13 protein-coding genes are annotated in these 14,479 nt (G+C 38.7%); 2 read left to right on the top strand and 11 right to left on the bottom strand.

Going from position 1 to position 14,479, the window contains the following annotated elements; genetic code table 11:
• Positions 1-83: 83 nt before the first annotated feature.
• Entirely contained in the window at positions 84-959 is an 876-nt protein-coding gene (locus tag IV80_RS08140; RefSeq protein ID WP_057752028.1) for a DegV family protein, read from the bottom strand.
• Between the two features lie 239 nt (positions 960-1,198).
• Here IV80_RS08140 and IV80_RS08145 point away from each other — a divergent pair, with 239 nt between their 5' ends.
• Positions 1,199-2,179: an ROK family protein gene (locus IV80_RS08145; protein WP_083490572.1), complete on the top strand. Its 981-nt coding sequence runs from the start codon at positions 1,199-1,201 to the stop codon at positions 2,177-2,179.
• Between the two features lie 76 nt (positions 2,180-2,255).
• Here IV80_RS08145 and IV80_RS08150 read toward each other — a convergent pair whose 3' ends face one another.
• The 3 genes from IV80_RS08150 to IV80_RS08160 form a co-directional block, all read right to left on the bottom strand.
• Positions 2,256-2,780: a hypothetical protein gene (locus IV80_RS08150; protein ID WP_057752031.1), complete on the bottom strand. Its 525-nt coding sequence runs from the start codon at positions 2,778-2,780 to the stop codon at positions 2,256-2,258.
• A gap of 80 nt (positions 2,781-2,860) precedes the next feature.
• The gene (locus IV80_RS08155) at positions 2,861-4,522 is read right to left on the bottom strand and encodes a glycoside hydrolase family 13 protein (RefSeq protein WP_057752034.1); all 1,662 of its coding nucleotides are present in this window, start codon (positions 4,520-4,522) and stop codon (positions 2,861-2,863) included.
• A gap of 87 nt (positions 4,523-4,609) precedes the next feature.
• Positions 4,610-5,284, bottom strand: a complete 675-nt coding sequence (locus IV80_RS08160; RefSeq protein ID WP_057752037.1) for a CPBP family intramembrane glutamic endopeptidase — start codon at positions 5,282-5,284, stop codon at positions 4,610-4,612.
• A gap of 165 nt (positions 5,285-5,449) precedes the next feature.
• Between IV80_RS08160 and IV80_RS08165 the strand changes: the two genes are divergently transcribed.
• On the top strand, positions 5,450-6,457 hold the full coding sequence (locus tag IV80_RS08165) for an aldose epimerase family protein (protein WP_057752040.1): 1,008 nt from the start codon (positions 5,450-5,452) through the stop codon (positions 6,455-6,457).
• 52 nt (positions 6,458-6,509) lie between these two features.
• Here the strand turns inward: IV80_RS08165 and pgmB are convergent, their stop codons facing one another.
• The 7 genes from pgmB to IV80_RS08200 all read right to left on the bottom strand — a co-directional run bounded on the left by pgmB (position 6,510) and on the right by IV80_RS08200 (position 14,374).
• A complete protein-coding gene (gene pgmB / locus IV80_RS08170; RefSeq protein ID WP_057752043.1) occupies positions 6,510-7,169 on the bottom strand; it encodes a beta-phosphoglucomutase in 660 nt (219 codons plus the stop codon).
• A 1-nt stretch (position 7,170) separates the two neighbouring features.
• Positions 7,171-9,432 (bottom strand): glycoside hydrolase family 65 protein, encoded by a 2,262-nt coding sequence (locus tag IV80_RS08175; RefSeq protein WP_057752046.1) that lies wholly within the window; start codon positions 9,430-9,432, stop codon positions 7,171-7,173.
• 69 nt (positions 9,433-9,501) lie between these two features.
• Positions 9,502-10,605, bottom strand: a complete 1,104-nt coding sequence (locus tag IV80_RS08180) for an ABC transporter ATP-binding protein (protein ID WP_057752048.1) — start codon at positions 10,603-10,605, stop codon at positions 9,502-9,504.
• 90 nt (positions 10,606-10,695) lie between these two features.
• Positions 10,696-11,352, bottom strand: coding sequence for a hypothetical protein (locus IV80_RS08185; protein ID WP_057752052.1), 657 nt, complete (start codon positions 11,350-11,352; stop codon positions 10,696-10,698).
• Between the two features lie 27 nt (positions 11,353-11,379).
• Positions 11,380-12,192 (bottom strand): carbohydrate ABC transporter permease, encoded by an 813-nt coding sequence (locus IV80_RS08190; protein WP_057752055.1) that lies wholly within the window; start codon positions 12,190-12,192, stop codon positions 11,380-11,382.
• A complete protein-coding gene (locus IV80_RS08195) occupies positions 12,192-13,052 on the bottom strand; it encodes a carbohydrate ABC transporter permease (RefSeq protein ID WP_057752058.1) in 861 nt (286 codons plus the stop codon). Before IV80_RS08195 ends, IV80_RS08190 begins: the two co-directional genes overlap by 1 nt.
• Positions 13,053-13,075: 23 nt before the next feature.
• On the bottom strand, positions 13,076-14,374 hold the full coding sequence (locus IV80_RS08200) for an ABC transporter substrate-binding protein (RefSeq protein ID WP_057752061.1): 1,299 nt from the start codon (positions 14,372-14,374) through the stop codon (positions 13,076-13,078).
• Positions 14,375-14,479: the final 105 nt, after the last annotated feature.

Below are 14,479 nucleotides of genomic sequence, written 5' to 3' on the forward strand. Positions count from 1 at the left end.
TGCCACTATGCCAATTACCCAAACAAAAAATCTCACCCCAGAAGGATGAGATACGTCATTTTCAATATTCATATATAAGGACTTTACTTTTCAATTTCCATTTTTTGCCAGTCTTTTCCCCAAATCACACCGACAATTTCTTCACCTGTATGTGACATAATGACGGGTCCTAGTTGATTGCTTTCAAATATGGCACTCGGAAAAGTTTCTTTTATCGTTTCTTCCCATTTTGAACTCAGCTCTCGGTCAATCCCATAGATAATTGAAACACGATAATCAGATTCTGCACGGTCCAAATCAGAATGCAGGTTTTCCAAAACTTTTTTGAGTGCTCGCTTACGTGTTCGCTCTTTACTTTGTACCACAATCTGACCATTCTCATTCATATCCAAAATTGGTTTGATTCGCAACAAATTGCCCATAATTGCAGACCGATTTGTGATTCGGCCTGAACGCATCAAAAAACTTAAGTTATCGACCATGAAGTCAACTTTGGTACTTTCACGCAGCCGTTCTAAATAAGGGACAATCTCATCGCCAGTTTTACCCTCGCGACGTAATTTTGCTGCCAACAAGACCATATTAGCTTCCCCTTGGCTCGTCATTCGTGAGTCAAACGGAATGATATGTATCTCATCAATCGTTTTGGCATATTCAGTCAGATTATTTATAAAACTTGTGATCCCGCTAGATAGATGAATACAAATCACTTCATCATACTTTTCAGCAATTAATTTATCAAACACCTTTTGCATTTGTCCCAATGTAATTTGTGTGGTAGACGGCATCAGGCCAGAATTCTGAAGCTTCTCATGAAAGAGTTGATCATCGATATCAATATTTTCCAGGAAAGTTTCTTGACCAAAAATAACTGTAATTGGCACAACAATCACATCATTTTCTTTGACCTGTTGCGCAGTTAAATAGGCTGAACTATCCGTTACAATTGCTGTTTTCATAGATTTCTCCTCATCGTTTGGATACTTTTAGTATAAAGAGTTATTTAAGAATAGCAACTCAAATCTTTCACGCAGCGCAGAAAACTAAATTTATATACTTTTAGTACATAATCAAGTTTAGAAACAATATTAATCTATCATATGACACAACAAGCACACATCAATATTGAAATGCCATTGTGAGATCGCTACCAACTGCGCTATAATAGCTTTATTGAGAAGAAGAAGGGATTAATCAAATGAACTATGAGCCAGACAAGGATTACCTAAGTATTGATATCGGTGCTACTTATACGAAGTACGCCCTTATTGATCATGGGGGCAACCTAAAGGTGAAGTCCCAATTTAATACCCCACGTGATAGTGTGGATACTTTTTTAAAAAAAATCTATGATGTTATTAATGAAGTCCTTCCTAATATCAAGGGGGTTGCTTTTAGTGTGCCTGGCCGGATCGACCAAAAAGCACAAATTATTTATCATGGCGGTGCACTGCCCATGTTGCATGGCCTCAGCCTCAGCAAGATTATTAATCATCGTTATGACTTACCGGTGGGCATGGAAAATAGTGGTAAATCAGCAGCTCTTGCAGAACTATGGTTAGGCAATTTGAAGGGCATCCATAATGGCGCGGCAATTATTTTGGGAAATGCAGTCGATGGTGGCATTATTTTAAATGACCAGCTGTGGCATGGATCTAATGCACAAGGCGGTAATCTCAGCTTTATGTTATCCCAAATAAATGGGGAACCTGAAAATCCCGATAATTTAATGTTTTCAGCTGCCTCTGCTGTTAAAATGATTAATGGCATTGCTGAAAAACTCGATTTTGCCGATCGTAATGATGGGATGCGCGTATTTAAAGCCATCCAAAATGGGGAACCAGTCGCTCGTGAATTTTTCGAACAATACTGTCGCCGAATTGCTTACATGATTGTTAACATTCAAGCTGTCCTAGATCTTAGTCGGTTTGTTATTGGTGGGGGTATTAGTAGCGAAAGTATTCTTGTTCCTGAAATTAAGCACCAACTTCAACTGCTTCGTGATGAAAATTCGTTATTACGTAAAACTGTGGCTGTCCCTGAGATTTTAACTGCTCGCTTTAAAAGCGATGCCAATCTGTATGGTGCCCTTTACAACCTTTTATCCCGCTTAAATGATAAAGAATTGATTCCAGAAACCGATTCTGATAAGGACGACAATTCTAACCACAAAAACTAGCGTTTAAACACAAAAAAGAGAGACTGGGGAACCCCCAGCCTCTCTTTTGGTATCTTACGATTCAAAAACGGTCTAGTTAATCACTCAACACTGTTTGTTCAATACTTAAAATGGCAATCCGAATAATAGCTAAATTCACATTTTTTTCGGTATCATCGTCCAATTCCAAATATTGACTTACATATTTGTCTAGTTCTTTGTACACACTACTTGCTTCTATTTCGGAATCCGAGGCGTCCTGATACGTACGCAACATCTTTTGGATTTCATCTTTTTCAACTGCATCTGAAAAATCAGTGACAACTCCAGCTCCATCGTACATTTCAATTAAACTGGTATCTGGATTAATATCCAAATAAAAGTCCGATAATGGCGTTTCAATCAAGAAAAATCCTAAGTCGCTATAGTTATCAGCATGAATGACTGCTCCACCTTGGTCCCCGCGATCAATAAAAACATAATAGTTATGTTGATCTTTACTTTTCACAAAGTAATCGACTCCAGTTAAATGAGGTAATTTTTGGATAATACTATCTTCATTAACCTGGATTGCATGTCCGGTTTCGTTGATCTGTGCTAACGTTGGATATTGGTAAAGCATTCTAAACCTCCCACACTGAATATTCAGTGATTTTCAATTCATAGGATTCATTATACAACTAATTGGCATAAATGCATGTCCTACTGAATTAAATAAACTTTACATTCATATGGACGAAGTGTTTCATTTTGATCATCCGCATAATTGCCAATCAATTCTACCTTATTACTTTGTTGACTTAACTCATACCATCGCTGGACCGTTCTCTGGGTAAAATTACTAATGACAAGTAAGTCCTGATCCCCAAAATGACGTGTATATGCCCAGACCTGGTCATCATCAGGATCTAATAATTGATAATCGCCATACACTATAATGTCATATTGCCGGCGCAACTGATTCATTTTGCGATAAAAATTAAAGACCGAATTTTCATCATCAATAGCTTGCTTAGCATTAATTTTTTTAAAATTTGTATTTACGGCTAACCATGGTGTTCCCTGGGTAAAACCTGCATTTTCACTTTCATCCCACTGCATAGGCGTGCGGGCATTATCACGCGAAGAATGTCTAAGATCGTTTAACATTTCTTGGGAGGAGACTAACTGCTTTTGATCCACTAACTCATGATAAGCATTAAGGCTTTCAATATCTTGATATTGATCTAACGTTCGAAATTTGGCATTTGTCATTCCTAACTCTTCACCCTGGTAGATATACGGGGTTCCCTGCATAAAATGTAAAGTTGCGCCAAGCATTTTTGCAGAAACCACGCGATACTTAGCTTGGTCGTTGCCAAATCGTGACACAACACGTGGTTGATCATGATTATTCCAATACAAGGCATTCCAAGCTTTACCCTCTAAATCAGTTTGCCATTTAGACATGACTTGCTTTAAGTCCGTCAACTTCACACGATTCGTGCTCCACTTACCTATTTCAGGATTATCATTGGCATCAAGCCCCATATGTTCAAACTGGAAGACCATCTCTAATTCGTGGCTATCAAATCCAGTATACCGAATGGCATCCCGCGTCGTTGCATTCGGTGTTTCACCAACCGTCATTACGTCGTAGTGTGATAAAACCGCTTCATTCATTTCTTTCAGGTAGTCATGCACGTGAGGCCCATTTGCTGCTAAATTTTGCTGTCCCGCACTCTTTACGTCCGGAAGACCCTCCGGCTTGGAAATTAAATTAATGACATCCATCCGAAACCCATCTACGCCTTTGTCTAACCAGAAACGCATAATGTCAAAAACAGAATGCCGCACATTGGGGTTATCCCAATTTAAATCTGGTTGTTTTTTGGAAAACAAGTGTAAATAATATTGTTCCGTTTTTTTGTCATATTGCCAGGCAGAACCGCCAAAAGCACTTTGCCAATTATTAGGCGCTTCGTCATTTTTGGGATCGCGCCAAATATAATAGTCACGATAGGCGTTACTACGGTCTTTTCGACTTTCTACAAACCACTGATGCTCGTCAGAAGTATGATTAACAACTAAGTCCATCATGATTTTTAACCCCATTTGATGTGCTTGAGTTAAAAGACGGTCAAAATCCGCCATACTGCCAAATTCTTTCATGATTTTTTGATAGTCGGCGATGTCATACCCATTATCATCATTGGGTGATTGATAAATTGGATTTAACCAAATCACGTCAGCACCCAATTTCTTAATGTACGTCAAGTGTTGTGTGACCCCATTTAAATCACCAATACCATCATTATTCGTGTCTTGAAAACTACGCGGATAAACTTGATAGACAACCGCTTCTTGCCACCAATGTTTTTCCATAAACAAAACTCCCATCTAAAAATCTGAATTTGTCTTTAACTTCATTATGACCGGTTACGGAATCTGTTTCAATCTTCCCGATTATTACTAAATTAACGAAATAATATTATTGAACATGTGCAGCCCAATATTGTAACGGATGTCTTTTGTATAAGCGTACGTGATCGCTAACAACCAGCCCATTAACGCGTATACAAACCAGCTCAATAAGCTGCTCACATCATGGACGGCCCCAAAAATGGCACCGCTCAAAAAAACACCCAGCAACCGAATTCGTTTGTCCTCAGAATTAAAAAACCAATTAAAGAACAAACCTCGAAATAAAAGTTCTTCAATAATCGGACCAAAAATAACAGCGTCTAAGCCCATCCACCATGGAATAGCTCTGGCGAAGGCCATTACTGTTTCTTGATTTTCGGATTCTGGTAAAGCACTCATTCGACTTAACCAAATTTGTAAAGCCAAAAAAAGAATCCATAAAATCAAAATGATTCCCATAAAAATCCCGATTTTTTTGGTTAGTTTTGTTCGACCAAAATGAGCTGGATTATCCGTTTTTAATTGCGTGGTATACATTTGGATAAATAAGACCAACATGAAGCCCATCGTAATTAGATACATCACGAACGCTACTGACACAAAAATTGGATTATTCGGTAATTGATAAGCAAGTCCAAGTGGCAGTGTACTAATTTGATAAACAAAGAACATTCCAATAAATTTTAAAATGTTAAAAAATAATTGTTGCCAGTTTACTTTCATGAGAGCTCCCCCAATGCATTCAATATGCCTTTTAGTTTAAGCGTTACCACCCACAAACGCAACTTTACACCATCATTTTAATCTATTTAAAGTTAAGGTCGTTTCTTTCTTATTGAAAACGTTTGCGGTATGCTTAAACTATAGAGATAAATGGAGGACTTTAACATGGAAATTAATCAACAAATTCACAATCAAGCCACATGGTTCACCTTAACCAATGACCACAACGTTTCTGTGATTATTAGTGATTTTGGTGCCACAGTCGTTGCAATCAATACGCCTGATAAAAATGGTCACGTGGCAAATATTACTTTGGGTTTCATGCATTCCCATTCCTACTTGCAGCACCATGATTACTTTGGCGCTACTGTGGCTCGCGTGGCCGGCCGACTTGCTAATGCTTCTTGGCAAGGCCACCAACTCGACATTAATAGTACCCCCAATCATATGCATGGTGGTGAACACCCTTCCCTTAGTTATACTCATTGGAACTTGATCAAATTAATCAAAACTGATTCACAAATTGGTGTCGTACTCCGTTATATTAGTCCTGCCGGTGAAAACGGCTACCCTGGTCGGCTTTCAATTTCTGCTATGTTTGTTTTAGATCAAAAAAACAAATTTACCATTACCTATTTTGGCAACACTTCTGAAACAACCTTATTTAACCCGACAACCCATATCTACTTTAATTTATCGGGCAATGCACATGCCGTTGTAGACAACCACGAAATCCGAATTAATGCCGATACTATTGCCGAAACCGATGCTAACAAGCTGCCCACTGGAAAGTTCTTGTCTGTCGCTGATATGCCGTATGATTTTCGCCAACCTCAAAACCTCGGTTTGGCTCTCAGTAAGTTACCTAACGGACTGGACACACCTTTCAAACTCAATCCACAAAGTTCATTGCAGCCACAACTAAGCTTGAAAGATCCAGAATCAGGAAGAAAACTGGGAATTCACACAAATGCCAATTCTTTTATTGTCTTTTCCACAACTGGTTTTGAAGGTGACTTTTTAGTTGATGGGACTCGCAAAATGACTTCTCAGTTAGGGCTTGCAATTGAACCACAAATGCTGCCAGATGCGCCCAACCATCCTAATTTTGGCAATATTGTGATCACACCAGATAATCCCATGATTTATCAAACAGCTTACACCTTAAATTAAATTGTATTTCAAAAAAATGAAGTTGTGATTTTTTCAACCACAACTTCATTTTTTATTTTTCAAATGCTTGTTTCAAGACTGAATAAGTCAGCTCACTGGTGTTGCCCACAACACTGTCTGCCTCATGCAGTTCGTTAGCATCGCCCACACCAACTGCCACGGCACCCGCTGCTTTGATAGCTTCCACGCCAGCTTTGGCATCTTCAATCCCCACACATTGCTGAGGTGTCAAATGAATTTGGTTAGCCGCTTCAATAAAAATATCTGGAGCTGGCTTGCCATGTTTCACTTTTGCTGGATTGGCAATGGCATCAAATTGTTGTTTCAACCCTAACTTTTCAAGAATAAACGGCGCATTTTTACTTGCAGAAGCAACCGACAATTTCACATGGTTAGCTGCCAATTCGTCCAGTAAATTTTCAATTCCAGGTAGAATATCGGCCTGCGTCAACTTGCTGATCTCATTTAAATACAACTCATTTTTAGTCTGAGCAAGTTCATTAACTTCTTCAGCTGTATACTCATTCTTCATCCCAGCAAATTTCAAGATTCGATTCATAGAATCAATCCGGCTAATGCCTTTCAAGTCACTCTCAAAACTGGCCGGCAGGGTCACATTCAATTTTTCTTTGGCCAAACGACTCCACGCTTTAAAATGAAATCTTGCCGTGTCCGTAATTACACCATCCAAATCAAATAGGACACCTTGCATGCTAGTCGCCTCCTTTAAGCGCAACAACTTCTTGATTTAGTTGGACTTTCAAGGGTTGCCCCTTTAATAAATTAATTTTAGTTCCTGTCGTATCTACACGGACTTCAATCAACCGACCGCGGAAGTTGATCCGGAACTGATAAGCGGTCCACTTTTTTGGTAAGAACGGTTTAAACGACAATTGATCGCCTGACACACGCATCCCGGCAAATCCCTGCACAATTGCTAACCAACTACCAGTCATTGAAGTTATGTGTAAGCCGTCAACTGTGTCATTGTTATAATTATCCAAATCTAGTCGCGCGGTTCGTTCATACATTTCAACTGCTTTTTGTTCATATCGTAAATCAGCTGCCAAGATGGCATGAACACAGGCCGACAAACTGGATTCATGGACTGTCAAAGGCTCATAAAAGTCAAAATTACGTTTCTTCACGTCTTCTGGGAATTTATCGATAAAGTACCAAATTCCTTGTAGCACATCAGCTTGTTTGATGTACGGTGAACGCAATATTTTGTCCCAGGACCAATGTTGATTAATAGGTAACTGGTCTTTCGGAATTGATGTAACCGGTTGCAAATCTTTATCCAAGAAACAATCGTTCTGTACAAAAATACCGAGCTTTTTATCTTCTGGCAAATACATTTTATGAATGATATCTTGCCACTGAGCTTCTTCTTCTTTAGAAATTGCTAAATCGGCAATTTTTTTATCACTTACTTTTTTCAAAGATTCAAGCGTATATTTTAACGTCCATTGAGCAAGAAGATTGGTATACCAGTTGTTATTGACATTATTTTCATACTCGTTGGGGCCAGTTACACCATGGATCATATAGACACCTTTCCGTTTGGACCAGTGCACACGATCCGCCCAAAAGCGTGAAATAGCGGTTAAAACATCAATCCCTTTGGTTTTAAGGTAGGTCTCATCCCCCGTGTAACGTGTATAATTGTATATTGCGTACGCAATTGTGCCATTACGATGAATTTCTTCAAAGGTAATTTCCCATTCATTATGATTTTCAATACCATTAAACGTCACCATTGGGTACAGTGCGCCTTTAAGCCCTTGTTCACGAGCATTATGGAACGCGCCTGCCAACTGGTTATGGCGGTATTCTAACAAGTTTTCTGAGACTTTTTGATCCGCTAAGGATAAGTAAAGAGGTAGTGCGAAACCTTCCGTATCCCAATAAGTGGCACCCCCGTACTTTTCTCCTGTGAAGCCCTTTGGTCCAATATTAAGCCGCTTATCCTCACCATAAAAAGTTGAGAATAGCTGAAACAAATTAAAACGAATGCCTTGTTGCGCAGCATCATCTCCTGAAATTTGAACATCAGCTTTTGCCCAACGTTTAGCCCACTCAACACTTTGCTCTGTCACCAGTTGTTGGTGAGTTTGAGCAGCTACTTTTTGGCTAAGAACTTCCATGCCAGCTTTGAGCGTCGCATCGTCATCATAATCACGAGAAGTAACCACAATCACGCGTTTTTCAAACTGACTTGATTCTTGATTTGCCAATGTGCCTTCAAAAGTATTCACAACATTTTTTTCTGTTTCTGCTGTCTGAACGGCCTTAAGATCAGTCTGATGGGTCATTTGCGTCCCCACAGTGAACTGCGGTGTACCAAAGTCATTTGGCTTCGTTTCTGCAATTAAATACCCACTGTCCGTTGTTTGGGCTTTCGTTTTGACATTCCAAAACTTTTCATCATAGTTAGCATCCTCATTAGAAACATCCGCATTTATTTCAGAAACAATTCTAATGGTAACCGGCTGTGATCCCAAGTTTTCAACCTGATACGACACATCAAACAATTGTTTTTGTGCCACGCTGACAAAGCGTTGAATTGTAAAGCGCACCTGTGTCTCCTGATTGTCCACTGTAAATTGACGGGTCAAAATACCGGTCTTCATATCGAGAGACAATTCAAAGTCCTTGATAGGCGTCGTAGCCAAATCTAATTTTTGGTCATTTAGCCAAACATTGACTTTATCAAAATTTACGGCATTGATCACCTTACCAAAATATTTAGGGTAACCATTTTTCCACCACCCAACAACCGTTTTGTCAGGAAACCATACACCACCAATATATATCCCAGAATGCGTATCAGCAGAATAGTCTTCTTCAAACATTCCTCGCATTCCCATGTAACCATTGCCAATGCTGGTCATGGACTCTTGAAGTCGCTTATTCGCTTTATCGAGTTTATGGGTAACGATCTTCCATGGATCGATCTCAAAAGTTCGTTGCATGAATGAATCTCCTCCTCTATTAAAAAGGGATCAGGCAAGACTTACGCCCAATCCCTTTTTGTATTCGATCTAAATAATTGCTTTATCAGTCTCATCATCAAAATAGTGAGCTTTCGTCATTTCAAATGCCATTTTCAGCGTATCACCAGGTTCGTGATAATCTCTGGAATTAACTTTAGCAATAAAATCAGTTGATCCCGTGCGTGAATAAAGCATCGATTCAGATCCCAATAACTCTGAAACTTCAACTGTAGCATCTATAACTGCATCTGGGAAAGTTTGTAAGGCAACTTCTTCAGCATGAATATCTTCTGGACGAATACCCAAGGTCACTGTCTTGCCATCATAGCCCTTTGACTGCAATGTCTTAAGTTGGCCACCAGGAATGGCAACTCTGAGTCCACCCTCGCCGACTGCATAACCACCATCTATTTTGACTTCAAAGAAATTCATCGCAGGAGACCCCATAAACCCAGCCACAAACTTGTTGACTGGCTCATTATATAATTGTGCAGGTGTCCCGACTTGTTGAATACGTCCCTCATTCATAATGACAATTCTATCTGCCATAGTCATAGCTTCAACTTGATCATGTGTCACATAAATAAAGTTTCTGCCTAAACGTTGATGAAGTTGTGCAATTTCAGTTCGCATTTGAACACGAAGCTTAGCATCCAGGTTAGAAAGAGGTTCATCTAATAAGAATAGTTTTGCATCACGTACAATCGCTCTTCCTAAAGCAACACGTTGGCGTTGTCCACCAGAGAGTGCTGCTGGTTTTCTCTTCAGATAATCAGTTAATCCTAAAATCTTAGCCGCGTTATCAACCCGTTTTTTCGTGTCTGCCTTATCATTTTTACGAATATTTAATCCAAAGGCCATATTGTCATAAACCGACATGTGTGGATAAAGCGCATAATTTTGGAACACCATCGCAATATCTCGATCCTTAGGTGCCACTTTATTCATGACTTTACCGTCCATCTTAAAGTCGCCTTTAGTAATATCCTCCAAGCCTGCTATCATACGTAATGTGGTTGATTTTCCACATCCGGAAGGCCCAACAAAGACTATAAATTCACCATCATTTATAGCTAAATTGATGTCGCTAGCTGAATAGTCAGTATTGCCTTGATAGCGTTTATAAATGTGATCTAAATTAATTTGTACCATTTGAAACGCCCCTCATTTTGATTTTTTGACTTTCAGTAATCATAGGTAAACCTATGAACCAATCTAGATGTGGTCATTCACATCCCAAAGTCAATCATTCTTTTCCACTCTTCCGCCAAACATTCGATATGCGATAAAAACCGAAAGAGAAACACTGCATATTACAATCAAGAATGCTAATTGTAAAACTAAATTTAAAATTAATAATGTGATCAGTATGACCGTTGCCACAATTATTTTCACTGGAAAGTCTAAACACAACTCTGTGAAAGATTGTGTTGCTTCAGTACCTACCTTAAAACTTGTTATCAGCAACATTGCTAGCAGAATTATTGAAGAAGTTAGCACAAACATGTGTGGGAGTACTAGTCCAAAAGATAATTTGTTAAAGAAAATCAAAAGTCCCAAACCACCCGCAAAAGATAAATTGAGTTTGACATTGCGCAACATCTGCACCCAATTCATAATTTCTTCTTTAAAGAACGAGCCACTTCCATTAACTTGCCAATCCTCAACCGTTCGAAAAGTTGCCATTAAGCTAGGAACCGTAAATATCGTCAACATCACAACTAAAATCAGGTTAATCATTATAAATCCAACATTTAATTCAAAACTTCCCAAAACAATGAGTGTTAGAATTACGGAAAAATTAATTAAAAACCATGCAAAATTAATTGTAAAGAGCGACCAAGCCCAATTGCCTGCAGCTAAAATTTTTTGACCACCTTTTGTTTTTAAATTAATCACTGTAAATCCCAACTCCTCATTTTCATTCTACTTAACAGCTCCGTCAGTGACACCTTTGATAATCCATTTCTGTGCTGCCAGATAAAAGACAATAACTGGAATAATTGAAAGCGTAATGCCGGCTAACGCTAAATGCCATTGCTTAGTGTATTCACCAAAGAAATTAAACATCTGAAGCGGAATGGTATATTGAATTTGTGGAAGTACCAACGATGGCAACAAATAATCATTCCAAATCGCAATAATATTCAAAATTGCAACTGTCACGGTCATCGGACTTAACATTGGAAAGATCACCTTGTAAAAGATTTGCCAGCGACTGGCACCTTCCATTTCGGCCGCCTCATCCATTGCGAAAGGAATACTTGATAGTGTGCCTTGGTAAAGAAAAATAGATAGGCTGCAATCAAACCCTAAGTACATGAACATTAGACCGTACATGTTTAACATGTGTACACCACCAAAATTGGCAGTCAAAGGAATCATAACTGACTGAAACGGAATCAGCATCGCTGAAATAAAGAGTAACAGTAAACCACTACTTAATTTGCTGTGGTTACGTTGTAATGCATAAGCTGCCATTGAGGAGCAAAGGATGATTAACAACACACTGCAAACGGTAATGATGAGCGAGTTAGTTAATGATCCAATAAAATCCAAGGCCTTAAACGAATTTACGTAGTTATGTCCGGTTGCTGGATGTGGCAATGCAAGTACGGAAGCAAAGATTCCCTTTGGTGTCTTAAAGGAATTAGTCACAATCATATAGAAGGGAAATAACCATAACAATCCGATTAAAGCACCAAAAATAGCAACCAAATGTGTACTTTTCTTACTCATTACATATCCACCTCCCGTTTACGATTATAGAAGACTTGGATTAGCGAAATGGCTGCGACGATAATGAAGAAGATAATCGCCTTTGCTTCTGCTAAAGAAAAATTACTAGAATTGTAAGCAGTATTTACAATATCCATAGCTAACATCTGGGTTGAATTGTATGGACCACCACCAGTTAACGAAAGGTTTTGATCATAGATTTTGAATCCATTAGAAAGTGTCAGGAACATACAAACGGTAAAAGCTGGTGCAATCATTGGAAAAGTAATTTTAGTAAATCTTTGCCATGCGGAAGCGCCATCAATTTCGGCGGCCTCGATAATTTCTTGAGGAATATTTTGTAGATAAGCAATGTAGATAATCATAATATATCCGCTCATTTGCCATACCGTTACAATGACTAATCCCCAAAATCCAGTGTGCTCGGTTGTCAACCAATTCTGTAGCCACCCAGCATGAAGTGCATTACCTAATGCACTAAATCCTTGGGTGAAGATAAATTGCCAGATAAATCCCAAGATCAATCCACCAATCATATTTGGCATAAAGAATACGGTTCTTAGGAAGTTACTTCCTTTAAACTTCTGTGTAACTAAAAGTGCTAAACCTAACCCGATTACGTTAAGTGCAATAACGGTGACGATTACAAACGCAACTGTAAACCAAAAGGCGTTAACAAACGCCTTATCGTGAAGTAACGTAATGTAATTTTGAAATCCCACCATTTTGGTAAATGACAATCCATCCCAATTTGTAAAGGAATAAAACAATCCTTCTAACATTGGAATAAAGACAACCAAGGCTAACGCAACGAGGGTTGGCGTCAGAAACAGCCAAAATGAAAGACTACGGTTTTTCATGTTACATTACCCTCTTTTATTTATTAATTCGAACTGCTTGCTTGTTGTTTCTTCCAACCATCTTGCATATTCTTTACAGTAGCAGCCCAGCCTTGTTTGCCTGATAGATACTTCTGTAAGTTTGGTTGTGCAACATCTGGATCCCATGAAGTACCAGTATATCCAGGGAATGCCCAGCCGATGGTCTTATTTTCATTTGAATACTTAAATACAGTTTGTGTCAATGCATCTTGCATCTTGAAATTGCTGTAACCTTTGTAAGCTGGTACAAAGTGTAATGTATTTACAACATCTTTTTTACCGGCTTTAGAGGTGTATAACCAATCCAAGAAGTTTTTAGCAGCTGTTTGTTCTGCTGAAGATTTTTGTCTGTTAACGGCCCAGTATAATGATGTTCCAACTGGTAATTTACCTTCTTCACCTTTAACAGGAATTGGAATCATGCCAACATCATTTTTAGCAAATTTCTTATCAATTTGTGCAATAGTAGGATAAATCCAATCACCTTGTTGAATCATAGCTGTTTTACCTTGTGAGAAGTATTGGTTAACTTGTGCTGAGTAATCCATTTGCATTACTGGTTTGATAGAGTATGTACTCTGTAAATCAAGCATTTGTTTCATGTCAGCATTCTTGGTAAATGGCATTGTCTTAGAATTGTATAGCTTCAAAGCATTCCCTTTGAAATCTTGACCAATGTACAAGTTAGCTAAATGGTCAGACATAATCCAAGCTTCCTTACCAGGTAAAGCAAAGACACCCTTAATTCCTAACTTAGTCTTCATGGAATCGATCTTTTTAACAGCCGCCTGTAATTTAGCATAGGTTGTTAAACTTGTTGCATCAATTCCTGCTTCTCTAAAGACTTTCTTATTATATACAAATCCATAACCTTCAACGTTAAATGGTAAGCCAACCGTCTTCCCGTCAGTCTTAACAGAACTTAAAGTTCCAGGTTGAGCTGCTTTGGCAGCCTTTGTGTCAGACAAATCAGCTTCGTGAGCTTTGAACTGTTTAACATCAGCCGGACCTGCTAAACTAAAGATCGTCGGCGCATTACCAGATGAAATTCTAGTTTTTAGAACTGGATCATATTGTGTCCCACCGCCAATAGAAGTAACTTCAATTTTTACATTAGGATGTGATTTCTCGTATTGAGAAGCAATTTGTTTAAATTGCTTATTATTTTCTACCTTCCCTTGTAAAATGGTAATCTTAACATTCTTTTTACTTGCGTTACTATTTCCGCAAGCTGCCAATGTTAGTGCTGCGCCAGCCACCATCGTAACTGTTGCAAGATGTTTCCAAAACTTATGACTCATAATAAGAACCTCCCTGTAATTTTTTTATTTCGTCCTTACGCATTTCATTGTACGCAGGATAATTACTGTTATGCAAGCGCTTTCTGAGTGTTACCGGTAACAGCT

Origin of the sequence: Pediococcus cellicola (genome assembly GCF_001438655.1) — a bacterium.
Taxonomy (GTDB): domain Bacteria; phylum Bacillota; class Bacilli; order Lactobacillales; family Lactobacillaceae; genus Pediococcus; species Pediococcus cellicola.